The 21,654-nt window shown below is 48.2% G+C and carries 25 protein-coding genes and 1 pseudogene; 20 read left to right on the top strand and 6 right to left on the bottom strand.

The window, feature by feature from the left end; genetic code table 11:
• Positions 1 to 95: 95 nt before the first annotated feature.
• The 3 genes and pseudogenes from C7R91_RS18345 to C7R91_RS18335 all read left to right on the top strand — a co-directional run bounded on the left by C7R91_RS18345 (position 96) and on the right by C7R91_RS18335 (position 3,320).
• Positions 96 to 820: pseudogene (locus C7R91_RS18345) on the top strand (NAD-dependent deacylase).
• Positions 821 to 1,085: 265 nt separating this feature from the next.
• Positions 1,086 to 3,002: an ABC transporter ATP-binding protein gene (locus tag C7R91_RS18340; protein WP_047072657.1), complete on the top strand. Its 1,917-nt coding sequence runs from the start codon at positions 1,086 to 1,088 to the stop codon at positions 3,000 to 3,002.
• Positions 3,003 to 3,092: 90 nt separating this feature from the next.
• The gene (locus tag C7R91_RS18335) at positions 3,093 to 3,320 is read left to right on the top strand and encodes a hypothetical protein (RefSeq protein WP_047072655.1); all 228 of its coding nucleotides are present in this window, start codon (positions 3,093 to 3,095) and stop codon (positions 3,318 to 3,320) included.
• Between the two features lie 48 nt (positions 3,321 to 3,368).
• Here the strand turns inward: C7R91_RS18335 and C7R91_RS18330 are convergent, their stop codons facing one another.
• The gene (locus tag C7R91_RS18330) at positions 3,369 to 3,740 is read right to left on the bottom strand and encodes a L,D-transpeptidase (protein ID WP_047072653.1); all 372 of its coding nucleotides are present in this window, start codon (positions 3,738 to 3,740) and stop codon (positions 3,369 to 3,371) included.
• A gap of 78 nt (positions 3,741 to 3,818) precedes the next feature.
• On the bottom strand, positions 3,819 to 4,064 hold the full coding sequence (locus tag C7R91_RS18325) for a hypothetical protein (protein ID WP_012685685.1): 246 nt from the start codon (positions 4,062 to 4,064) through the stop codon (positions 3,819 to 3,821).
• Between the two features lie 202 nt (positions 4,065 to 4,266).
• On the opposite strand from C7R91_RS18325, the gene C7R91_RS18320 reads away from it, so the two are divergent.
• The 4 genes from C7R91_RS18320 (at position 4,267) to C7R91_RS18305 (ending at position 8,777) form a co-directional block, all read left to right on the top strand.
• On the top strand, positions 4,267 to 5,025 hold the full coding sequence (locus C7R91_RS18320) for a DUF4931 domain-containing protein (protein WP_047072651.1): 759 nt from the start codon (positions 4,267 to 4,269) through the stop codon (positions 5,023 to 5,025).
• Positions 5,026 to 5,050: 25 nt separating this feature from the next.
• A complete protein-coding gene (locus C7R91_RS18315) occupies positions 5,051 to 5,908 on the top strand; it encodes a GNAT family N-acetyltransferase (protein ID WP_236697949.1) in 858 nt (285 codons plus the stop codon).
• A gap of 162 nt (positions 5,909 to 6,070) precedes the next feature.
• Positions 6,071 to 7,201, top strand: a complete 1,131-nt coding sequence (locus tag C7R91_RS18310) for a virulence factor (protein WP_047072648.1) — start codon at positions 6,071 to 6,073, stop codon at positions 7,199 to 7,201.
• A gap of 280 nt (positions 7,202 to 7,481) precedes the next feature.
• Positions 7,482 to 8,777 (top strand): phytoene desaturase family protein, encoded by a 1,296-nt coding sequence (locus tag C7R91_RS18305; RefSeq protein ID WP_047072646.1) that lies wholly within the window; start codon positions 7,482 to 7,484, stop codon positions 8,775 to 8,777.
• 104 nt (positions 8,778 to 8,881) lie between these two features.
• Here the strand turns inward: C7R91_RS18305 and C7R91_RS18300 are convergent, their stop codons facing one another.
• A complete protein-coding gene (locus tag C7R91_RS18300; RefSeq protein WP_047072644.1) occupies positions 8,882 to 9,694 on the bottom strand; it encodes a serine hydrolase in 813 nt (270 codons plus the stop codon).
• A gap of 111 nt (positions 9,695 to 9,805) precedes the next feature.
• Between C7R91_RS18300 and C7R91_RS18295 the strand changes: the two genes are divergently transcribed.
• The 6 genes from C7R91_RS18295 (at position 9,806) to C7R91_RS29740 (ending at position 14,646) form a co-directional block, all read left to right on the top strand.
• Positions 9,806 to 11,431 carry a peptide ABC transporter substrate-binding protein gene (locus C7R91_RS18295; protein ID WP_047072933.1) on the top strand — a complete coding sequence of 542 codons (1,626 nt, stop codon included), beginning with the start codon at positions 9,806 to 9,808 and terminating at the stop codon, positions 11,429 to 11,431.
• Between the two features lie 27 nt (positions 11,432 to 11,458).
• Positions 11,459 to 12,196, top strand: a complete 738-nt coding sequence (locus C7R91_RS18290) for a gamma-glutamyl-gamma-aminobutyrate hydrolase family protein (protein WP_047072643.1) — start codon at positions 11,459 to 11,461, stop codon at positions 12,194 to 12,196.
• Positions 12,197 to 12,368: 172 nt separating this feature from the next.
• Positions 12,369 to 12,860 (top strand): hypothetical protein, encoded by a 492-nt coding sequence (locus C7R91_RS18285; RefSeq protein ID WP_047072641.1) that lies wholly within the window; start codon positions 12,369 to 12,371, stop codon positions 12,858 to 12,860.
• A gap of 17 nt (positions 12,861 to 12,877) precedes the next feature.
• Complete coding sequence (locus tag C7R91_RS18280; RefSeq protein ID WP_047072639.1) at positions 12,878 to 13,318, top strand: peroxiredoxin; 441 nt, start codon at positions 12,878 to 12,880, stop codon at positions 13,316 to 13,318.
• 73 nt (positions 13,319 to 13,391) lie between these two features.
• On the top strand, positions 13,392 to 14,444 hold the full coding sequence (locus C7R91_RS18275) for a DNA polymerase IV (protein ID WP_047072637.1): 1,053 nt from the start codon (positions 13,392 to 13,394) through the stop codon (positions 14,442 to 14,444).
• A 13-nt stretch (positions 14,445 to 14,457) separates the two neighbouring features.
• Positions 14,458 to 14,646 (top strand): hypothetical protein, encoded by a 189-nt coding sequence (locus C7R91_RS29740; RefSeq protein ID WP_083995171.1) that lies wholly within the window; start codon positions 14,458 to 14,460, stop codon positions 14,644 to 14,646.
• 51 nt (positions 14,647 to 14,697) lie between these two features.
• On the opposite strand, the gene C7R91_RS18265 is transcribed toward C7R91_RS29740, so the two are convergent.
• The 3 genes from C7R91_RS18265 to C7R91_RS18255 form a co-directional block, all read right to left on the bottom strand.
• Complete coding sequence (locus C7R91_RS18265) at positions 14,698 to 15,144, bottom strand: GNAT family N-acetyltransferase (RefSeq protein WP_047072635.1); 447 nt, start codon at positions 15,142 to 15,144, stop codon at positions 14,698 to 14,700.
• Positions 15,141 to 16,358 (bottom strand): MFS transporter, encoded by a 1,218-nt coding sequence (locus C7R91_RS18260; protein WP_047072633.1) that lies wholly within the window; start codon positions 16,356 to 16,358, stop codon positions 15,141 to 15,143. The genes C7R91_RS18265 and C7R91_RS18260 overlap by 4 nt, the downstream gene beginning before the upstream one ends.
• Before the next feature lie 106 nt (positions 16,359 to 16,464).
• Positions 16,465 to 17,013: a TetR/AcrR family transcriptional regulator gene (locus C7R91_RS18255; protein ID WP_174769379.1), complete on the bottom strand. Its 549-nt coding sequence runs from the start codon at positions 17,011 to 17,013 to the stop codon at positions 16,465 to 16,467.
• 214 nt (positions 17,014 to 17,227) lie between these two features.
• On the opposite strand from C7R91_RS18255, the gene C7R91_RS18250 reads away from it, so the two are divergent.
• The 7 genes from C7R91_RS18250 to rsfS all read left to right on the top strand — a co-directional run bounded on the left by C7R91_RS18250 (position 17,228) and on the right by rsfS (position 21,654).
• Positions 17,228 to 17,752 (top strand): YqeG family HAD IIIA-type phosphatase, encoded by a 525-nt coding sequence (locus tag C7R91_RS18250; protein ID WP_047072631.1) that lies wholly within the window; start codon positions 17,228 to 17,230, stop codon positions 17,750 to 17,752.
• Positions 17,749 to 18,870 carry a ribosome biogenesis GTPase YqeH gene (gene yqeH, locus C7R91_RS18245; RefSeq protein WP_047072630.1) on the top strand — a complete coding sequence of 374 codons (1,122 nt, stop codon included), beginning with the start codon at positions 17,749 to 17,751 and terminating at the stop codon, positions 18,868 to 18,870. The genes C7R91_RS18250 and yqeH overlap by 4 nt, the downstream gene beginning before the upstream one ends.
• 74 nt (positions 18,871 to 18,944) lie before the next feature.
• Positions 18,945 to 19,796 (top strand): shikimate dehydrogenase, encoded by an 852-nt coding sequence (locus C7R91_RS18240; protein WP_047072628.1) that lies wholly within the window; start codon positions 18,945 to 18,947, stop codon positions 19,794 to 19,796.
• A gap of 29 nt (positions 19,797 to 19,825) precedes the next feature.
• Positions 19,826 to 20,116 carry a ribosome assembly RNA-binding protein YhbY gene (gene yhbY, locus C7R91_RS18235; RefSeq protein ID WP_007727776.1) on the top strand — a complete coding sequence of 97 codons (291 nt, stop codon included), beginning with the start codon at positions 19,826 to 19,828 and terminating at the stop codon, positions 20,114 to 20,116.
• Between the two features lie 14 nt (positions 20,117 to 20,130).
• A complete protein-coding gene (locus C7R91_RS18230; protein WP_047072626.1) occupies positions 20,131 to 20,724 on the top strand; it encodes a nicotinate-nucleotide adenylyltransferase in 594 nt (197 codons plus the stop codon).
• Positions 20,708 to 21,298: a bis(5'-nucleosyl)-tetraphosphatase (symmetrical) YqeK gene (yqeK, locus tag C7R91_RS18225; protein ID WP_047072624.1), complete on the top strand. Its 591-nt coding sequence runs from the start codon at positions 20,708 to 20,710 to the stop codon at positions 21,296 to 21,298. Before C7R91_RS18230 ends, yqeK begins: the two co-directional genes overlap by 17 nt.
• Positions 21,298 to 21,654: a ribosome silencing factor gene (gene rsfS / locus C7R91_RS18220; protein WP_047072622.1), complete on the top strand. Its 357-nt coding sequence runs from the start codon at positions 21,298 to 21,300 to the stop codon at positions 21,652 to 21,654. Before yqeK ends, rsfS begins: the two co-directional genes overlap by 1 nt.

Below are 21,654 nucleotides of genomic sequence, written 5' to 3'. Positions count from 1 at the left end.
AAAGACAGATAGTGTCCTGATCGCCAGGTCTCCCAAATCCAGTGTTCTTCTATTACAATCAGGAGAAGAACATTTTCAAAGAAAAAGGGGAGACCATGATGGATCATCTGGCACATGGTTGCGGACATCTTCCTTTACCGTTGTATTCACCGGAGCAGGCATGTCGACAGAGAGTGGCTTGCTTGATTTTCGTTCACAGTCTGGGCTATGGCGCGGCAAAGATCCGATGCAACTCGCGAGTACACGCGCGATGATGGAGAATCGGGAAGCGTTTGTGGAATTTTATCAGATGCGCATTCAAGGACTACTGTCTTGCAAGCCACACGCCGGGCACGAATGCTTAGCTGAATGGGAGCGGCGTGGATTGGTTCATGGAGTTATTACACAAAATGTAGATGGCTTTCATCAAGCGGCGGGAAGCTTGGCTGTAGCTGAACTCCATGGCTCCCTTGCAAAAATCCGCTGTCTTGCCTGCGGGACCGAATATGCGAACACACGCTATCTGGAGGATAAAGGGACAATTTGCACATGCGGAGGATTTTTGCGCCCGGGTGTTGTCCTGTTTGGCGAATCATTGCCGCAATCGCAAGTCGACCAGGCCATCTCGTGGACGGAACAAGCCGATTTGTTCATCGTATTAGGTTCTTCACTTACCGTGAGTCCAGCCAATTGGTTTCCGCAGCATGCAAAAGAAAAAGGAGCCAAACTAGTCATTGTCAATCAGGAACCAACCCCATTGGATGCGTGGGCAGATGAGGTCATCCAAAATGAACGGATCGGCAATGTGCTGCAAAGAGTAGGACAGTCATTAGGAGAATAAAAGCAGGCGTGCTCGATGAAAAGAGTACGCCTCTTCTGTTTGGACTCGTTGACATGCCATATTGCTAGTGACGCTTCCTATTTTATTTTCGTGCAAGTTCCATTATTACTGAGTATTCAATATTTTACCATTAATATGAAAAACATTCCAATATTTACTCCATCCATTTGAATCACCCTAGAGCTTGCGCAAAAAACATGATACCATCGAGGGTAAGATTCATATGGCTTCTCGATAAGCAAATAGAAAAGAACAGGTGACGTTCATGCAAATATTATCAGTAGAAAACCTCTCCAAGGGCTATGGAGAAAAAGTATTGTTTGATAACATTTCCTTTCATATTGCCGAGCAAGAGCGCATTGGTCTGATCGGTGTAAACGGGACGGGAAAATCCTCGCTCTTGAAAATCGTCGCGGGCTTGGATACAGCGGATAACGGGAAAATTGTTCACGCGAATCATTTCCATGTGGAGTATTTGCCGCAAAATCCCGATTTTGACGAAAACTCCACAGTACTGGAACAAGTATTTTACGGTGATTCTCCGCTCATTCAGCTATTGCGTGATTATGAAACAGCGCTAGAGGCTGTTCAGGAATCGCCTGACGACGAGAAAAAGCAAGCGCGCTTGTTTGCTGTTCAAAACAGGATGGATGCGGCTGATGCGTGGGAGAGCAATACGCAAGCCAAAATGATTCTGACGAAACTTGGCCTGCACAATTTCTCGCAAAAGGTAGGAGAGCTCTCTGGTGGACAAAAAAAGCGGGTAGCAATGGCACGTGCTTTGATCCAACCAGCAGACCTGCTCATTTTGGATGAGCCTACGAACCATATTGACAATGAGACAGTCGAGTGGCTGGAAGAGTATTTGTCCCGATACAAGGGTGCATTGCTGCTCGTCACCCATGATCGTTACTTCCTGGATCGCGTGACGAACCGCACGTTTGAGCTGGATCGCGGCAAACTCTACAGCTATGAAGGCAACTACGCGATGTTCCTGGAGAAAAAGGCGGAGCGTGAAGAAAATGAAGCGGCTGTAGAGAGCAAGCGGCAAAATCTGCTTCGACGCGAGCTGGCATGGCTTCGTCGCGGAGCAAAAGCGCGGACGACCAAACAAAAGGCGCGTGTGCAACGTGCTGAGGAGTTGCGAGATAAAGTCGTAGATGGACCTGCTGCCAAGATGGAAATGGCACTCGGGGCCAGCCGTCTCGGCAAAAAGGTGATCGAGCTTACAAACATCCATAAGGCGTACGGTGAGCGAAAACTGATCAACGATTTCAGCTATATTGTCCTGCCAGGTGATCGTGTGGGGATTATCGGGCCAAATGGAAGCGGAAAAACGACGCTATTGAACATGCTCGCAGGAAGAATTCAACCGGATAGCGGTTCATTGGAAATCGGGACGACCGTTAAAATCGCTTACTATACGCAGGATAATGTCGAGATGGATGAAAAGCTGCGCGTCATCGAATATGTAAAGGAAGCCGCAGAGGTCATTCAGACGAGCAACGGTGAATCGATCACGGCTTCGCAAATGCTGGAGCGGTTCTTGTTTTCACCACATATGCAATGGACACCGATTTCCCGTCTGTCTGGGGGAGAGCGCAGACGTCTCTATCTGCTTCGGACGCTGATGGGAGAGCCAAATGTACTGTTTTTAGATGAGCCTACGAATGATTTGGATATTCAGACGCTCAGTATTTTGGAAGACTATCTCGAGCAGTTCCCAGGCGCAGTCATCACGGTATCGCATGACCGCTATTTCCTTGATCGTACCGTTGACCATTTGTTTGCTTTTGAGGGGCAAGGAAACATTCGTCATTACTACGGCAACTACTCCGAGTACCTGGAAGAAAGACGCCAGGAAAAAGCAACACAGGTGCAAGAAGCGGATCAACAGGCAGAAAAGACGCAAAGCAACAGCGGCGCTAATCGCGGCAACAATCGCACGCGCAAGCTGTCCTATAAGGATCAGAAGGAATGGGATTCGATTGATGGCAAGATCGCGGCTTTGGAAGAGCGCAGCGCCAAGCTAAAGCAAGAGATTGCAGCATCTGGCAGCGATTACGGCAAAATTGAAAAGCTCTATGCAGAAGAACAGCAAGTGGCGACAGAGCTGGAAGCAACCATTGAGCGTTGGGCGGAATTATCTGCATTGGTAGAGGAATTGGAGCAAGGGAAATAATTAGTGGTGTAGCCAGTAATTGAGGGCTGGGAATGCGGCGCTTCCACCTGTAGACTAGAGTAGATTACTAGAGTAGAGGAGTCGCTGTCGTTGCCTGCCTATAAGTTAGACCCGGAATGGGTGATGTCTTACCTGGAGCTGCAAGAACAACAGCTCTCTTCCGAAGTTCATCCAAAGGATAAAGAAGTGATCATGAACAAGATCAGGGAAATGACGTTATCGATCATGTACAAGCAAGCGAGAAGATTTCTTGTATACTTGGAAGCGGATGAAACGGAAGCGGAAAGAACGAAAAAGAAAAAGACTCATCTTATGTAAAGAAGGCCCGCCTTGGAATTAGAGAGGCGGGTCTTTGCATGTCTATGTTTATTGCTGTCGGATTCGAACGGGCGTACCGATGGGCACGATTTTTGCCAGAGCATTCACGTCCTTATTGTACATGCGAATACAGCCGCGAGATACATACTTGCCGATCGAGGAAGGATTGTTCGTGCCGTGAATGCCGTAGTGAGGCTTGCTCAGTCCCATCCAGAAGGTGCCGAATACACTCAAAGGACCTCCCGGATAGGAGTTCGGATGGGGGACTTTGTTGATGATGGTAAAATCCCCTCGTGGTGTCGATGTGGCAATTTTGCCCAGGGCAACAGGATAAGAGCGGATGAGTTGGTTTCCATCGAATAGCTCGAGACGTAGCCTCGCAATCGAGATGCGGATGTTGTAGGACGGCAGCTTCTTCACCTCCCCCCACAAACGATACGAAATGCCGCTCTTACCATCTTATGAAAACCAACGGAACTGGTACCTTTCCTCTGATGATTAATGTAATTTGAAATCTAACGAAAACGTATCCGGATAGCGCAGTCCGTCACGATAGAACAAGGTTCGCACCCAGACGTACATCCGTAAAGGAATGGAAGGAAAGACAATGGCGAGCTTACCTTCTTCCAAGACAGGCAAATCGAGCGGGGATTGAATTTCATAGGGGACTCCTTCTTGATCAAGCAACGTTTTGTAATGTTGGGCCTCGCTCCAGCTAACAGGATAATAAAATGATCTCTCCATCCATTTCCAACACCTTTCCAGGTTTCACTGCTTCCCATTGTATGTAAAACATTTGAGATAAAAAAAGAAACAAACGCCACAGGCATTGAAAAATAGGCAGCCCAATTGAGGGTGCAAAAGTGTCGTCTGGGCAAAAAACGTCATGATTTTCCCAGAAAATGCGTGTAAAGTGGAAGTAAGCACAAACTGGAGGGACAAGGGAATGAAGCAGACGCACTTGCACTTTAACATGCAAATCGGCAGAAAAAAGCCAGTGAGTGTAAACAACACAGAAACGGCCTGTCCTTTTTGTGATCGAAACAGTCTCACCGATGTTTTGGAGCAGCGGGGCTCCATGATTTGGCTCATGAACAAATTCCCTGTTCTGGAGGATACACATCAAACTGTTTTGATTGAGTCGGATGAATGCCAAGGGGATTGGTCTGTTTATTCCAAGGAACATGTACGAGCATTGCTGGCATTCGGGGTAGAGAAGTGGCTTGAAATGGAGCAAAGCAAATCTTATCGTTCCGTTCTGTTTTTCAAAAACCACGGTCCGTATTCCGGAGGGAGCATCCGTCATCCGCACATGCAGATCGTCGGATTAAACGACTACAACTATCTGGATCAAGTAAAAGACAGTGATTTTATTGGCATGACCATCGATCAAGAGGCAGGGGTTGAATGCAATCTGTCTACGCATCCGCGTGCGGGTTTTTTTGAATACAATGTCATTCTATCGGACTTGGATAGACTGCCGAAAATGGCAGACTACTTACAAATTTTAGCACATTGGATACTGACTCATGTCAATCCGCGTAACCAAAGCTACAATTTTTTCTTTTACCATTGGGGAGAAAAGCTGATCGCCAAAGTGGTTCCGAGGTTTGTTACCTCACCTCTTTTCGTAGGCTATTCGATTCCGCAGGTCGCTAATAATTTGGAAGATATGGTCGCAGAATTGCAACGACGATACTTCTAATCATAGAAAGGGTGCGTGCGCTTTGATGTATACGATCACGGCAAGAAAAACACTGTCCTCAGAGGAACTGGCACAGATTAAAGAGCTGGTTGCGATTTGCAATGAGCAGGATGGGATTGATCTCAAAGTAAACCCGGGGATGCTGGAAAAGCGTTCAGGAGAGCATGAAGAAGACTTTGTATGCTATGCGGATGGAAAGCTGGTTGGCTTTCTAGGGCTCTACGTGTTTCATGGCGGTGAGGCAGAAGTGAGCGGCATGGTCCACCCAGCCTACCGAAGAAAAGGCATATTCACAGCGTTGCAAGCACAAGCCGCAGATGCATGCAGACGAAGAGGGATTCCGGCGCAGTTGTTTATCGTTCAGCGAGATTCGGAAAACGGCAAGTCATATATGGAGCGAATCGGCGGGGAATATCAATTCTCGGAATATTGGATGGATTTAGGAGAGAAACAAAGAGCAACGGTCTCAGGAAACGTGCTGCTTCGACCGGAGACCGCCAGTGACTACGAAACATTGATTTGGCTAAACGTCCATGGTTTTCAAATGGAGGAAGAACGCGCGAGGGAAATGGCCGAAAACATGGCGGGTAATCCTAAGGCAACCACGCATTTGATGATTGTCGATGATAAGGCCATTGGCAAAATAAGCGTGAACAAGGATGAGGGCAAGGCGTTTATTTATGGATTTTGTGTCCACCCAGATTACCAAGGAAAAGGATACGGACGCCAGGCTTTGGCACAAACGATTGAGAGGCTGGAGGAAGAGGGATATCAAGATGTATCACTGGAGGTAGCCTGTGAAAACAGCAATGCTCTGGGGCTGTATGAATCATGCGGCTTTTTTGTAAAGTCAGCCAATGATTACTACAAGCTGGCGTTGTAGCGGGCAAACTGCTTTTCACGATCTCTCGGGTTGGAAAACGAATGAAGTTCCATGCTACGATAGAAGGGCAAGCAGTGTTGTAAAAAGGTTGTTCAAAAAGCCGTCTTTTGATCACGAGGTGTTCGTGACTTTTTGAACATGCATAATAAGGAGTGACTCACTATGAAACTGTTGTCCATCGAACCGACGCCGAGTCCAAACGTCATGAAGCTGAATGTAGACGAGCGTTTGCCGGATGGGGTACAACATGTGTATACAAAGAAAGATGCGAGTAAAGCACCCGAACTCATGAACAAGCTCTTGGAGATCGAAGGGGTTACCTCAATTTTTCATACGGCAGACTTTCTCGCGCTGGAGCGAAAGTCCAATGCAGATTGGCAGCGTATTTTGACTGTCGCGCGCGAGGTTTTGCAAGCAGGCGGAGGAGCGGCTGTTCCTGACATGTCTGCGGAGGATGCGGGGGCATTTGGAGAGGCGCAAGTGTACATTCAAATGTTCCGCGGTGTACCGATGCAGGTCAAAGTGACGATGGGAACGGAACAGATTCGTGCGGCGCTGCCAGAGCGTTTTGGACAGGCAGCTGTGCGTGCCGGATCCGCTTCGCCCAACCTCATCATGGAGCGAAAATGGGTCGAGCATGGCGTGCGCTATGGCGATTTGCGCGAGATTGGCGAGGAGGTCGCATTGGAAGTCGATGCCTCCTATCCGCAGAGCCGTGTGGAAGAAATCGTGGAACAGGCCATGGCGCTTGGTCCAGGGGAAACTCCGGAGCCAGTCGTGCGTGAAAAGAAAGTCGTTACGCTAGAGATGCTCGATGATCCGGATTGGCAAAAAAGATATGAAGCACTGGATCGGATGGAGCCTACTGAAGCGGATTTGCCTGTTTTGGAAAAAGCGCTTCGTGATGGCAAGCCGTCGATTCGCAGGCTGGCGGTTGTGTATCTGGGCATGATTGGCGGGGATGACGTCTTCCCGCTGCTGTTTGAAGCGCTCCGCGATGAATCCGTCTCTGTACGACGCACAGCGGGGGATACCTTGTCTGACTTAGGTGATACGCGCGCAATTCTGCCGATGTGTGAGGCGTTGAAGGATAAAAACAAGCTGGTACGCTGGCGCGCTGCTCGCTACTTGTTTGAGGTGGGGGATGAAACCGCCTTGGACGCTTTGCGTGCCGCACAGAACGATCCCGAGTTCGAGGTCAGCTTGCAAGTCCAAATGGCCGTGCAGCGCATTGAAAGCGGCGAGGCGGCTAGCGGTACCGTTTGGCAGCAAATGACTCGCCGAAACGATTAGTTCGCTGCTTCCAGTTGCATATGAGCCCTCTATCAAGCAGATGACTGTTACAGGGGGCTTTTTTGTACGTGTTTTTGTTGGTTGGATATACGGCGAATAGCGGGGCATACTGCTTCAAGAAGAGCGGTAAACAAGTTGGTTTATTAGGTAAATATTGGTATAAGTCAGTATAAAAATAGACACAGTTCAATAATAGTTGACTTCCACCTTATCCATCCCTTAGACTAGGATAGGGTTTAGCTTATGTATCAACATCGCTAGTGCGTAGGGGAGATTGTGTATGACAACCAATCACTATGACGTTGTTATTGTAGGTGGGGGACTTGCTGGTCTTTCCAGTGCCGCCTACCTGTCGTCGAAAGGCAAAAAAGTTGCAGTTTTGGAACGCGGTCAATTGGGTGGACGTGCGGTTACACTGAAGATCAAAGGATTTAACTTCAACTTCGGTGCCCATGCCATTTATGCTCGCGACAGCTCCGTTTTGAGAACGTTTGAAAAAGAATTGGGTCTGAACATCGATTGGCAGGATTTCAATCCGACAAAAGCCAAGTACGATATTGGTAGCGATCTGACTGCAGTTCCGGCGAATGTACAAGGACTTTTCCAAACGAAGCTCTTAAAAGGCATGGACAAAGTATTGTTCACGTTTGAGATTTTGAAAACGATGCTAAAAATGGAGAAAGGCCATCCACATATGTCGATTCAAAAGTGGATGGAGAAAAAGCAAGTCAACGAAGAAGTGCGAGAAATGATGTTGACGCTTGCTTCTTCCAACTTCTTCACACGTGAGCCTGAAAAGATTCCTTCTGACGTATTCTTTGAGTACTACAGCCGTTTGTTTACAACGAATAAACCGGTAGCGTATATCGGTGGCGGCTGGCAAGCATTGATCAATGAATTCGTGCGTGTGATTGAAGCAAATCAAGGTACGATTCTGATCAAAACCAAAGTAGAAAAGTTCCAAGTAGAGAACGATCGTGTGGTTGGAGTGGTGACACCGGAGGGAGAATTTACGGCGGATGAATTTATTTGCTGTATTCCGCCGAAGGAGATGGCGAAGGTCTTTGCGGAGACGCGCCTGGAGCATGCGATTGCACAGCATGCTGAATACGAGCCAACGGTTGTTATGGTGTATGACATTGGCTTGAAAGAACGAATTGACGTACCGTTCTCCTACATCTACGAAAAAGCAAACAATATTTTCATTACCGATATTTCGTATTATGACCGCACTTGTGTACCTGAAGGCGGGCAGTTGCTGCAGGCGACTGCATACATGCGTCAGGATGAAGTAGGAAACAAGGAAGCGGCCGAAATCCGCAAACAAGAGATTGAAAACCTGTATGACAAGCACTTCCCAGGCTGGCGTGAACAACTCGTTGTGCCGCGCGTTTCTGCTCGTGCAGTCGTACAGGAGATCAAGTGGACCATGAATCAGAAGCCAATGCCAATTTTCATGCCGGATTACCGCAACCTGTTCTTCGCGGGTGACTGGTGTGAAGGACAAGGCCAGCTGTCTGAGCTGTCTTTCTCTAGCGCAATGAACGTTGCCAAGCTGATTTTGGAAAAAGAATAGGTCGATCACGAGCGGGTGTTCCTTGGAGAAAGGAATGCCTGCTTGTTTTTTCTCCTTCAGCGTTTTAAAAAAAGCCCGCCAATGGAGATGGCAGGCCACATGGATTACGCCTTCTGACTATATACGTGATAAACGAGATTGCCGATTTGCGCCATGACGTTTGCAGCATCCTTTTGCTCGAGTCCCTTGTTTAAAATGGACAAGGTGACAGCATGAGAACCGATGTAGAGGATGCCGACATCATGCGTGATTTTGGTTACAGAGCCAGTCTTGTTGGCGAATTCCCATTTCGGAATCATCCCGATCACATCGCCGTCCGGGTCAGGCAAAAGGAAGGGAATGCGGTCACGGTGCTGCTGAGTCTTCAAGATGGCGATCATTTTTAAACAGCTGTCGTAGGAGATGACTTTTCCTGTTGCCAAGTATCGGAGGTGGCTTCCCATGTCTTTAGCCGTCACCTCATTGTATCCTTCCAATTCGGCCGGGACGACCATGAGCTTGTTGTAGAAGTGACTGTTTGTCATTTCGGTTTTTTGCATCGCGTTTCGAATGCTCTCTGTTCCGACGAGATCAATCATCATGTTCGTCGCTGTATTGTCGCTTTGGATGATCATCAGGGTAACCAGGTCGCGAATCGTAAATTCAGTGCCGGGAGTCATATGCTGAAGAACACCTGCACCGCCAACGAGATCCTCTGCACGCAGCTTGATCCTGTCCTCTAAGGCAAACTTGCCTGCGTACGCCTCTGCAAAAACAGCTGTCATGATCGGGACTTTGATCACACTGGCCGCATAGAAGCGTTGGTCTTCGTTGATGGATAATGTTTCACCGGTTTGCAAATCTTCGAAAAAGATTCCCCATTCCCCTCCAGCGTCCTTGATTAGACTGGATATTTGGGCAAAAAGACTGGATAACATGTAGACCCATCTCCTTTTGTTTCGATGTAGACAAAATTTTCTCAAGATAATATTATTTAGTCATGCTCCTAACAATCAAGAAGAATTATTCCTAAGATGGGGGTTTTGCTGTTGCATAAGTGGAAGAAACTATCATTTTGTGCTGTTCTGTTAACGAGTTTAGCGTTCGCTGGTTGTGGAACACCGCAAGCAAGCACCACGGGGGAGACGACAGGTGCGAAGCAGGAGCAGAGTAGCGCCCCCCAAGCGATGCAGGTTAACCTGAACACTGGTGAGCCAAGCACGATCGACCCTGGACTGGCAGAAGATATCCCTTCGATGTCTGTTGCCCGTGCAGCATTTGATGGCCTCCTGCGCTTGAATGAAAAAGGCGAGCTAAAAGAGGCGGTCGCAGAGAAGTACGAGGTTTCTGCTGATGGTCTCACGTACACCTTCCATCTGCGGGAGTCCAAATGGACCAATGGAGATCCGGTTACGGCTCATGACTTCGAATACGCATGGAAACGGGTTCTCGACCCGAAAACCGCTTCCAGTTACGCGTATCAGATGTACTATTTGAAAAATGGGCAAGCCTTTAACGCCAACAAGGCAAAAGCCGAAGATGTAGGCGTGAAGGCAACAGACGACAAGACACTGGTTGTTACGCTGGAAAACCCGGCACCGTTTTTCCCGGAACTGGTTGCGTCTGTCACCTATTTCCCGGTCAACAAAAAAGCAGTTGAGGGCAACAAAGAGTGGGCTTCGAAGCCAGAGACGTACATTACAAACGGGCCATTCACCTTGAAAAATTGGGAGCACAAATCAAAGATTGAATTCGAAAAGAGCGATTCTTACTGGGATAAGGACGCCGTCAAATTGTCGAAGCTGACGTTGAATATGATCGAGGATGCCAATACAGAGCTGTCGATGTTTGAAAAAGGTGATCTGGATTGGGCAGGTTCACCACTTGGCGATTTGCCACTGGATGCGCTGGATGCTCTGAAAGAATCCGGAAAGATGCAAGCTCAAGCAACAGCGGGTACGTACTGGTACATTTTCAATACGACGCAAAAGCCGTTTGACAACAAAAAGATTCGTCAGGCATTTGCTACGGCAGTTAATCGTCAGGAAATCTCCGATAATGTCGTACCATACAAGAGCACGCCAGCGACGGGTATTCTCCCGCCGACCATGGCACTCACGCCAGAGGGTTACATCAAAGACGGCGATGTAGAGACCGCGAAGAAGCTCTTGGCAGAAGGTATGAAAGAAGCGGGGATCAAGGAGTTGCCATCGATCACGATTGCATACAATACGTCAGAGGTCAATTCACGTATTGCGACAGTCATCCAGGATCAATGGCGCAAAGCATTTGGCATTGAAGTCAAACTGGTTAACAAAGAGAACAAGGTTCACCGTGAGGACATGAAGCAAGGAAACTTCACAATTGGCCGTGGTAGCTGGATTGGCGATTTCAACGATCCGATCAACTTCCTGGAAGTCTTCAAGGGTGGACTCAATACATCCAAATGGGAAAACAAGGAGTTCCTTGATTTGCTCGCCCAATCTGCCAAAGAAGGGGATGTAGCGAAGCGCAAGGAAATTCTCAAGAAAGCTGAACAAATCGTCATGGATGAAATGCCTGCGTTGCCAATCTACTATTTCACCTATGCGTGGGTGAAGCAGGATAGCGTAAAAGATGTGGTAGTAGATGCACTCGGGTTCATCGACTTCAAGTACGCTTCCAATCAAAAGTAATCATGAGTCTATGAGGGAGTGACTGGCGTGCGTCCGATCATTGGTGTGGCTTGTACGAAAATGTATTTCCCGAAGAACGATCTCGACCAGTTTTTCTATGTAGGTTCAGGCTATGTGAACGGAATTGCGCGCAGTGGCGGTACTCCACTGATCTTGCCACTGCTGACGATTCAGGATGCTCCGTTTCGTGAGATGATCGAATCCCTGGACGGCTTGATTTTGTCTGGTGGTGAAGATCCCGCGCCGCATTTGTATGGTGAAGACCCGCTGCAAGGGTTGGGCGATATCAATTACGAAAGAGACATCACAGAGCTTGAGATTATCAAGATTGCGCTGGAGCTGAAAAAGCCAATTCTCGGCATTTGCCGCGGGATGCAAATTTTGAATGTGGCGTGTGGCGGCACCCTCATTCAAGATATCCCGAGCCAAGTACCAGGAGCGCTGCAGCATGCGCAGAGGGGTTCACGGCAATACGGGGCGCATAAGATTACGCTGCAACCTGGCTTTGTAGCGGATGCCCTCGGAAAGACAGAGGTGCTCGTGAACACCTCTCACCACCAAGCAGTCAAAGACATAGCACCGGGCTTCAAAGTCACAGGATGCGCGGCTGACGGTGTGATTGAGGCGATGGAAAGCCTCGACGGGCTACATGTAGGCGTACAGTGGCATCCAGAACGGATGTGGGCACACGACGACGACATGTTGAAGATTGCCGAGGCATTTGTTGCCCGGGTAAAGCAGTTGAAGCTGCAAGCGACTAAATAGAATAGAAAATGTGAGAAACCGTTCTGGGATTGCCCAGAGCGGTTTTTTTGCATGCGGGAGGGCTTCCGCGTACGGGTTGCTCATGCCAATGGTAGAAGTGTAGTCAAACAAGGATAAATGACAGGCAGAATCGAACTTCACGTAAGAGAATGGATTTTTGTGAGGTGAGTTTTTGAAGAAAATAATTGTAGTTATTTTGCTTTTTCTGCTCATTTTTCCAAGGTTCCTCTTCACAGAGTATTTTGCTGAACGCGACATGAAAATGATAACCACGAAGTATTATCAAGCGCTTATCGATGAAGACTACGCAACAGCTTTCGAGACGCTTTATCTGTATGATGCAAACGGCAGGCATCCAGTTGATGGCACAATGTTAAGTGAACAGGAAGCGAAAGAATTTTACATGAAAAAGATCGCCTTCTTACAAGCTCAACAGTATAAAATGAAAAACTTTGAGATCACAAAGATTAGATACGAAGATGGGCATACTGCCTTTCTTGAAATGAAGCTTGAAGTTGAGCAGAGTGGACAAAGATTTGAATATGCTGAAACCGTACATGTATGGGAAGGAAAGGTATGGATTATGGGGGAGGAGGAGGATCCGTTCACAAAGTATCGGGATGGGAGAATGAATTTTGACATTCCGGAAGCCCCTGTATACTGAGCATAGAGGTGAGAGAAATGTTAAAGGTCGGAGACTCGGCTCCCGTCTTTACGGCGGCGAGCACAAAAGGAACCATTAATCTTAGGGATTACATCGGCAAAGAAAATATCGTCCTCATTTTCTATCCGGGAGATGATACCCCGATTTGTACGAAACAGCTATGTGCAGTCCAGGATCATTACGCCAAAATCGAACAAGCAAATACGGTCGTTTTTGGTGTCAATCCAGGTGCTATGGACAAAAAGCGCTCATTTGCAGAAAAATTCCGCTATGAATTTCCATTGATCATGGATGAAGATGAATCCATTCGAAAAGCGTACGATGTTGGAAAAGTTCTCGGGTTGTTTTTTCAGCAACGCATCGTGTACATCATCGGAAAAAACGGAACAATCTTATATGCCAAAAAAGGAAATCCTCCAGTATCAGAGCTGCTACAAGTAATCGAAAACCAGGCTTAGGACGTTCTCGCTTGCGTCAATGGAACAAAACAGGGATAATAGAAATGAGAATGTATGTTTGGTGGGTATCCCTATGAAAAAAATTCTTCACTTGGATATTGACGCATTTTTTGCGAGTGTAGAGCAGTTAGATCGCCCTGAATTGCGGGGGAAGCCGGTCATTGTCGGGGGAACTGGCAATCGCGGTGTCGTATCGACCTGTAGCTACGAGGCACGCAAATACGGTGTTCGTTCCGCAATGCCTGTCGCCATGGCGAGGAAAAAATGTCCGCAAGGCTTTTATCTGCCTGTCCGCTATAACCGTTATATTGAAAAATCTGCTGAAGTCAGACAGATATTTACTTCTTATACAGAGCGTTATCAAACAGTGGGTCTAGACGAGGCTTATTTAGACGTGTCCCATTATGAGAATGCGGTACCCATCGCCCGCGATATCAAGAGACGAATCAAACGGGAGACCGGACTTACTTGCAGCATCGGACTCTCCTACAATATGTCGTTGGCTAAGATTGCCAGTGACTTAAAAAAGCCGGATGCCTTTGTAATCATCCGACCAGAGCAGGCTCTGGATGTGCTGCGGTCGTTGCCAATTGGCACCTTGCATGGAGTCGGAAAAAAGTCACAAGAGCTGCTCGCGAAAAAGGGGATTGAAACGGTAGAGGATTTTTGGCGGCTTTCAATCGATGAAGCCACTACGTTATTTGGGAAGTTCGGTCGTTCCCTCTATTACCGGGCGAGAGGGGAAGACAACCGCGAGATCGAAATGGACCGCGCTCCGAAATCATTGAGCCGCGAAACGACACTGCCCTTCGATTTGTTTGACAGGGATGCGATTTCTCCGATTGCCACATCCCTTTTGCGTGAGGTCGAAGAGGACATCCGCGAAGAAGGGGTCGAGCCCCAGACGATAACGCTCAAAATCAAGTACGCGGACTTTACCCAACGGACCAAGCAGCATAAGGCTATTGCTGGGGCTAACTGGCAGGAACTGTTGGATGATTTGCTCGACGCCTTTGACTATACAGCGGGCGTTCGATTAGTTGGCGTAGGCTTTTCGAATTTTGCCGAGCAGCAAGGGGAGCGGTACGAACAGCTCTCAATGTTTTCGTGGAAGCTGGGGAAGTAAGGGAGGGAGAATGGTGGAGACAGAGAATTCCTTTCATTGCTGTGCGACCTGTATTCATTTTCGTGTGGAGAAAGGCTCGGGCGGAGTCAGCTATCGATGTTCTCGTCTAACCTATGAGACTCGTCCGGACTATCGCTTCCAATGCTGGACTCCGACAGAGAAGGTCAAGAGACTGATGGAAGCACGTAAAAGTCAACCATAAAGACATAAAGAGGCACCCCCTTCGTCAGTACCGACAGAGGAGGTGCCTGTTCTATTCATATGTCAGGTCGAGGACCATCACTTCCTCCGGACCATCCATTTCGCCATTTGAGGCAAAGCCAAACGACTCATACAGCTTGCGAGCGAACTCGTTTTCAGGATGAATACTCAAGTAAATGCGCGTACAGCCATATCGTCTGCACACTTCCTCAACGAGTATGTGCAGAAACTTTTTGGCGTAACCCTTACCCTGATGGCTGCTATCAATCATAAAGCGATCCAGCCAAATTCGGCCATTCTCTACATCGATTCCGTGCATGGCATAACCGACAGCGATATCCTTATCATACAGACCGCATGATACCCATTCCGGTTCAAAACCCGATTGGGCGATGGAAAAAGCGTTGCTCTCAATGAAGGCTTGTTGACCTTCCGTTACAGTCAAGCAGGCAATTTGGCGCCAATTTTCTTTCGTAATTTCACGAATAGACAAGCTCAAAATTTCATCTCGCTTTCCTTGGTGTAATGACTGGCGGATTTGCTTGCTTTTAATTGGACAAAAAGGAAAATGCCGAAGCCAAGGATGGATGCTGCCACGATCAGGAGGACAGAGGATACAGGAAGTAAATCCGTCAAAATTCCCCCTGCCAGTGGGCCTGCCACCATTCCGATTCCGTGAAACATATTAAAGAGAGAGTACGCCGTGCCGTATGCGCCGCTTCCTCCTTGGTCAATGATGGCCCCCAACGTAGCCAAGGTAGGTGATAAGGTAAAGCCAATACTAGCCCCGACCAATGCCATTGCAAGCATTGCCTGCCAGAGGGAGTCCGTCCACGCCAAAAATGGCAGAAACACAGCCAGCGTCATGATTCCCCCAAACATGAGCTTATACGGATTCATGCGGCTGGAAAGGGAGCCGGAAACTGGGGCGATCAGTCCGTAGGCGAGTGTCATGATCCCAAACAAAAGACCGATGGTTGTCGGCGTCATGCTGAGCTTCTCTGTAAAAAATACGGGCAACGTCGGTTCCAGCAAACAAAGGGAAATCTCGGCCAACAGGACGATTCCAGCGATAAAAATGACTTGCGGATTGCGGATGAATCCACCGACATGAAGCTTTTCACTGACAGTTCTCGCCGTGTCTTCCTTCAAGAACAAGTAAACCAGCACAATGTTGATCGCGGTAAAGGCTGCTGCTGCCAGGAAAGGCATGCGATGGTCGCTGATTTCAAACAACCATCCGCCAATCGGCGCTCCGAGCAATGTACCGGTCGAAATCGCCGTCAATGCAATTCCCATTACAGCTCCGCGCATTTTGGATGGGAACAAATCCGCCAAGAGGGCAAGAGCAGTTGGCCATGTAGCCGCAGCAGCAATACCTTGAACAAAACGCGCGGTAATCAACAAGGCCATTGTTTCAGAGAAAGCAAACAAAAACGTGGAAGCGACGAGACCGAGCAAGCCGATCAAAAGCATTGTCCGTCTCCCAACCCGATCGGATATCGGCCCGAAAATGGGGGTGGCAATGAGCATCGCGACTGCATAGCTGCTAAACAGCACGCCCATTATGGTCGAGGAGGGCGCAAGCAATTCCGTAAAATAAGGAACAATCGGAATCAACAAGCTGTACAGCAGCATGTCGATGAAAAGGATCAGGATGACAAACAAAAGTCCGATTCGTTGTTGTTTGGTCATTTGTGTAAAAATGGACATGATAAAACACCTCTTAACTATAAAAACTATTTTTGTTTTATTGGTTTTCTTGCAAAAAACGGTATCGTGGTCTTCCAAAGATAGTGGAATGACCACGAGTCATTTGTTACCGTTTATCCGCTGGTACCAACCCAAACAAGAGGACATCTACAATAGCAGAGAGCGCCTCTGAGACTGTAATCTGGTTTTTCATGTAAAAGCGCTGGTCGAGTGTAGAATTCAACGCATCGACAATAACCTTCAGCATGAGCGTGACGTCCATATTGATGATGAGTCCTTCTCGAATCGCTTGCTCAAGAAGGACGCGAAGTGTTTGCCAATCCTCGGATAGAGAAGCCTCGACTTGGGCATATTGCTCAGGATAATATCGCTTCATCTGTTCGAGGATGCGCAAATCATAAAATTCATAGTGTGTCGGTAAAACCATCATGACACCTTTGATTTTATCAATAAGAGAGAGACTGTCGTCTGCGAGAATTTGCTGTGTTTTTTCATCGCCCTCTTCAAAGGACTGCTGAATGATCGTTTCCAGAATTTCCACCTTGGATGAGAAGTGCTCGTATAACGTGCGCTTACTGATCCCAAGCCGCTTCGCCAAATCATCCATGGAAAATTTCATGCCTTTATCGCGAATCTCTTCAATAAAACCTTTCATGATCCGGTTTCTAATTGCAATCGACCCCCAGCCAAAACAGCATAATAGAAAACTGTAAAAACAAAAACAGTTTTCTTGGTAACGCCATTTTACACTGGATGACAGAGCAAGGCAAGTGGTGATCATGCTTTTTGTTTTGCAACCAAGTGGTCGATTATGGTATAGTAGGTGCCGAAATCGCGGTTGATTGCTTCACATCATTTGGAGGTGCCCCGTGTTTTTAGAGAAGCTGATGCCTAGTCAGTTCGTCGAATCAATCCATCACATTGACATAGATCAATTGAAACGAAATAACATCCGTGCGGTGATTACAGACTTGGATAACACCTTGGTGGAATGGGACAGGCCACATGCAACCCAGGAGGTCATCAACTGGCTTGCTCGCATGCATGAGGCTGGCATACAGGTCACGGTTGTCTCCAACAACAACAAGGAGCGTGTAGACCGCTTCTGTGCCCCATTAAATCTCGGGTTTATTTATGCGGCCAAAAAGCCGACAAACCGTGCCTTTTTGCAGGCAGTGCGGCAGATGAATGTAACCATCGCTGAGACCGTTGTCATTGGCGATCAATTGTTTACCGATGTGCTGGGAGGAAATCGATTAGGATTTCATACGATCCTGGTCGTTCCTGTAGCCCAGACGGATGGTTTTTGGACGCGCTTTAATCGTCAGATGGAGCGTGTGGCCCTTAATTGGATGGAGAGGAAAGGAATGGTTTCGTGGAGGAGAAAAGCATGACGGAACAAATGCATGGCTCTTGTGCTGGATGTGGGATTGCCATTCAGACAGCAGATGCAAAAAAACCTGGCTATGCACCGGAGTCCGCGCTTGGCAGAAAGGTAGTCATTTGCCAGCGGTGTTATCGTATCAAGCATTATAATGAAGTAGCTCCCGTTGGAATGGGCGATGACGACTTCCTCAAGATTTTGGATGGCATCGGTTCTACGGAGTCTCTTGTCGTGATGGTTGTCGATATCTTTGATTTCCAAGGCTCCTGGCTCAAAGGTTTGCCACGTTTTGTCGGGAAAAATCCGATTTTGCTCGTGGGTAACAAGGTTGATCTGCTGCCGAGAAACATCAACCTGAACCGCGTACGCAACTGGATGCAGCACGAAGCAAAAGAACGCGGACTGCGCCCGGAGGATGTCGTACTGATCAGCGCGCAAAAAGGACTTCATATCGATGAACTGTTGAATCGCATTGGAGAGCTGCGCAAAGGCCGAGATGTTTACATTGTCGGTGTGACCAACGTAGGAAAGTCCACCATGATCAACCGCATCTTGCATGACTATGGTGCGGCTGAGCTGGAGATTACGACTTCTCCATTCCCTGGAACGACACTGGACAAAATCGAGATTCCGCTCGAGGATGACCGCTCCATTTTTGATACGCCGGGGATCATTAATCGCGACCAGATTGGACATATGGTATCCCCGACCGATCTGAGAAAGATTACCCCGACTAGCCGGATCAACTCCAAGGTGTATCAGCTCGATGATGGACAATCGCTCTTTTTGGGTGGTTTAGCCCGGATCGACTTCGTACGCGGAGAAAGACAGCCGTTCATCATCTATGTCGACAACGACCTGTACATTCATCGGACGAAGCTGGAGAAAGCAGACGAAGTGATGCAAAAGCACCATGGAACCTTGCTGGTGCCGCCAACAGGGGAGGAAGCTGCGAAAGCACTTCCACCATTTGTGAAGCACACCTTTAAAATCAACAAGTCCACGACGACGACTGACATCGTAATTTCCGGTTTGGGCTGGGTCAGCATTCAAGGAAAACACGAAGCGAGTGTTGTCGTGCATGCACCTAAAGGCGTAAGTGTTGGGATGCGCAAAGGGCTGATCTAGCTTAAACAAAAAAGTCGAGTTAGCCTTGCCCCTTGCCATATGCTATAGAGAGACGTCCGGGGAGGAAAAGCTCCATGATTACAAGCAAAACACAACTGGTTGGCCTGTTTGGGCATCCAGTTTCCCACTCGCAATCACCGATGATGCACAATACAGCTTTTTCAGAGACCGGGTTGGGATTTGCCTATGCTGCGTTCGATGTGGAACCGGAAAATCTGGAAGATGCAGTTGCGGGTATTCGCGCGTTAGGCTTGAAAGGGATTAACGTCACGATCCCCCACAAGGTCGCTATCATGCCGATGCTGGATGAAATTGATCCGCTTGCCAAACGCATCGGTGCCGTCAATACCGTCGTTTCTCGTGATGGGCGCTTGATCGGCTATAACACAGATGGTATGGGCTATGTTCGTTCGCTTGTGGAAGAGACGGGAATCGTTCTTGAAAAGCAAGTGGTAACCATGGTAGGGGCTGGAGGCGCTGCCCGTGCAGTCGCGTTTACCTTGGCTGAACAAGGAGTCAAGGAAATTCGCATCATTAATCGTTCCCGCGAAAGAGCCGCCGTATTGGCTGAGCATGTCGGAACGATTGTGCCTACGAAAATCGTAGAACAGGGCGAAGGTGAAGCAGCTATCGCGGATTCTTCGCTGTTGATTAATACGACATCGATCGGAATGCTGCCAAATGTGCAGGAGACACCTGTGCCAGCAGAATGGCTTCATTCTGGTTTAACCGTGAGCGATCTGATTTATAACCCGCTCGAAACACGTCTGCTCAAAGAAGCGCGTGCCATCGGAGCCACTGTTCATTCCGGAATCGGCATGTTCGTGAATCAAGGTGCACTGGCTTTCGAGCTGTGGACGGGAGAACGAGCACCGACTGGGGTTATGCGTGAGGTCGTCTTGCAACAATTAAAGAAAACAACCTGATTGGCAGGATGTAAAAGGAGGCATTGCCGATGTTGACCGGCAAGCAAAAGCGCTTTTTGCGCGCAGAAGCACATCATCTCACCCCGATTTTCCAAGTAGGAAAAGGCGGCGTAAACGAAAATATGATTACGCAGATCAAAGAAGCGTTGGAAGTACGTGAATTGATCAAGGTAGCGATCTTGCAAAACAATAATGACGATAAACATCAAGTGGCAGAAGATCTGGCAGCAGGCGCTGGAGCAGAGCTTGTGCAGTTGATTGGCCATACAGTTGTCTTGTACAAAGAGTCTCGGGAGAACAAGACGATCAAGCTGCCATAAGTGACCTGCATGCGATGAGACAGCCAATCAAGCAAGTAGGGATCATGGGAGGAACGTTTGACCCGATTCATTGCGGGCACTTGCTGGCGGCCGAACAAGCCAGAGAGCAAGCGGGCCTGGATGAAGTCTGGTTTATGCCTACACATGTTCCACCACACAAAAAGAGAGAAAGTCTGACGCTGGCGCATCACCGCTTGCAAATGGTTCAGCTTGCTGTGTCTGATCACGAGGTGTTTCGTGTAACAGATGTGGAGTTCGAAAGAAAAGGTCCATCGTACACCTATGATACGATGGCTCAGCTCATCAGGCAGTTCCCGGATTGCCGGTTTTCCTTTATCATGGGGGGAGATATGGTAAAAATCTTGCCCAAATGGTACCAGTACCAAGAGCTGATTCATATGGTACGCTTTATAGGTCTAGCGAGGCCAGGAACCGAACTGGACCTAAATTCGAGCGAGGACGTCACATTTGTGGAGATGCCTGTTTGGGACATTTCCTCCACGATGATTCGCGAGAAGGCAGCTGCCAGGAAAAGCATCCGTTATCTTGTGCCTGATGCCGTGGAGCGCTATATAAAGGAGAACCGAATCTATGAGACTTTTGGATAATCGGGAAGAACTTCTCGTTCGCGTACGGCAACAAATGCATGAAAAACGCTACAAGCACACGCTTGGGGTCGCTGCGTCGGCTCGCGAGCTGGCAGAGAGATTCGGGGCTGATCCTGACAAAGCCGAGCTTGCTGGTCTGTTGCACGATTACTGTAAGTGCTGGCCTGTGGAAAAAATGTTCGAGATTCTCGTTCGCCACGATATGCCTACAGAGCTTTTGGAAGGGGAAAAAGAGCTGTGGCACGCCTTTGCAGCAGCCATTGTGATCCAGACTGATCTAGGTGTAACGGATGCAGATATTTTACAAGCCGTTCGTTACCACACAACGGGTCGGGCTGGCATGTCCCTGTTAGAAAAAGTCGTTTGTGTGGCAGACTATATAGAACCAAACCGGGATTACCCTGGTGTCGATTTTATTCGCGCCAAAGCCATGTATGATTTGGATGCCGCCCTGGCACTCGCCTTGGGAGGCACGATTCAATTTTTGATAGAGAAGCAGAAGACGGTTTTCCCGTTGACATTAACGGCCTATAACGATTTGGTTTCCCGCAAAGGGAGAGAAGGAGGGTTTTGATGGTTAAAACAGTAGAAGATTTGGCCCAGTTGGTTGTAAAGGCAGCAGAGGACAAGAAAGCAGAGAACTTGAAGGTGCTCGATATTAAAAAGCTGTCCGTGATCGCAGACTATTTCATGATTTGCCACGGAAACAACGAGCGTCAAGTACAGGCAATTGTTCGAGAAATCCGTGATCAAGCCCACAAAAACGGCTTTGACGTCCGCGGTATCGAGGGAGCGGATGAAGGTCGCTGGGTACTGGTTGATCTGGGCGATATCGTCATTCACGTTTTCCATCGCGAAGATCGCGAGTTTTACAACCTGGAGCGCCTGTGGAAGGACGCAGAGGAAGTTTCCTTCAGCGCGCAAGGGTAA

This window comes from Brevibacillus formosus (assembly GCF_003013405.1).
In the GTDB taxonomy this organism is placed as follows: domain Bacteria; phylum Bacillota; class Bacilli; order Brevibacillales; family Brevibacillaceae; genus Brevibacillus; species Brevibacillus formosus.
This window is presented reverse-complemented; position numbering and strand designations above follow the sequence as displayed.

Excerpts from the sequence above, each read along its gene's own strand:
- C7R91_RS18340 (WP_047072657.1), top strand. The coding sequence starts at position 1,086 with ATGCAAATATTATCAGTAGAAAACCTCTCCAAGGGCTATGGAGAAAAA.
- C7R91_RS18325 (WP_012685685.1), bottom strand. The coding sequence starts at position 4,064 with ATGGAGAGATCATTTTATTATCCTGTTAGCTGGAGCGAGGCCCAACAT.
- C7R91_RS18320 (WP_047072651.1), top strand. The coding sequence starts at position 4,267 with ATGAAGCAGACGCACTTGCACTTTAACATGCAAATCGGCAGAAAAAAG.
- C7R91_RS18315 (WP_236697949.1), top strand. The coding sequence starts at position 5,051 with ATGTATACGATCACGGCAAGAAAAACACTGTCCTCAGAGGAACTGGCA.
- C7R91_RS18310 (WP_047072648.1), top strand. The coding sequence starts at position 6,071 with ATGAAACTGTTGTCCATCGAACCGACGCCGAGTCCAAACGTCATGAAG.
- C7R91_RS18305 (WP_047072646.1), top strand. The coding sequence starts at position 7,482 with ATGACAACCAATCACTATGACGTTGTTATTGTAGGTGGGGGACTTGCT.
- C7R91_RS18300 (WP_047072644.1), bottom strand. The coding sequence starts at position 9,694 with ATGTTATCCAGTCTTTTTGCCCAAATATCCAGTCTAATCAAGGACGCT.
- C7R91_RS18280 (WP_047072639.1), top strand. The coding sequence starts at position 12,878 with ATGTTAAAGGTCGGAGACTCGGCTCCCGTCTTTACGGCGGCGAGCACA.
- C7R91_RS18275 (WP_047072637.1), top strand. The coding sequence starts at position 13,392 with ATGAAAAAAATTCTTCACTTGGATATTGACGCATTTTTTGCGAGTGTA.
- C7R91_RS18260 (WP_047072633.1), bottom strand. The coding sequence starts at position 16,358 with ATGTCCATTTTTACACAAATGACCAAACAACAACGAATCGGACTTTTG.
- C7R91_RS18255 (WP_174769379.1), bottom strand. The coding sequence starts at position 17,013 with ATGAAAGGTTTTATTGAAGAGATTCGCGATAAAGGCATGAAATTTTCC.
- yqeH (WP_047072630.1), top strand. The coding sequence starts at position 17,749 with ATGACGGAACAAATGCATGGCTCTTGTGCTGGATGTGGGATTGCCATT.
- C7R91_RS18240 (WP_047072628.1), top strand. The coding sequence starts at position 18,945 with ATGATTACAAGCAAAACACAACTGGTTGGCCTGTTTGGGCATCCAGTT.
- yhbY (WP_007727776.1), top strand. The coding sequence starts at position 19,826 with ATGTTGACCGGCAAGCAAAAGCGCTTTTTGCGCGCAGAAGCACATCAT.
- C7R91_RS18230 (WP_047072626.1), top strand. The coding sequence starts at position 20,131 with ATGAGACAGCCAATCAAGCAAGTAGGGATCATGGGAGGAACGTTTGAC.
- yqeK (WP_047072624.1), top strand. The coding sequence starts at position 20,708 with ATGAGACTTTTGGATAATCGGGAAGAACTTCTCGTTCGCGTACGGCAA.
- rsfS (WP_047072622.1), top strand. The coding sequence starts at position 21,298 with ATGGTTAAAACAGTAGAAGATTTGGCCCAGTTGGTTGTAAAGGCAGCA.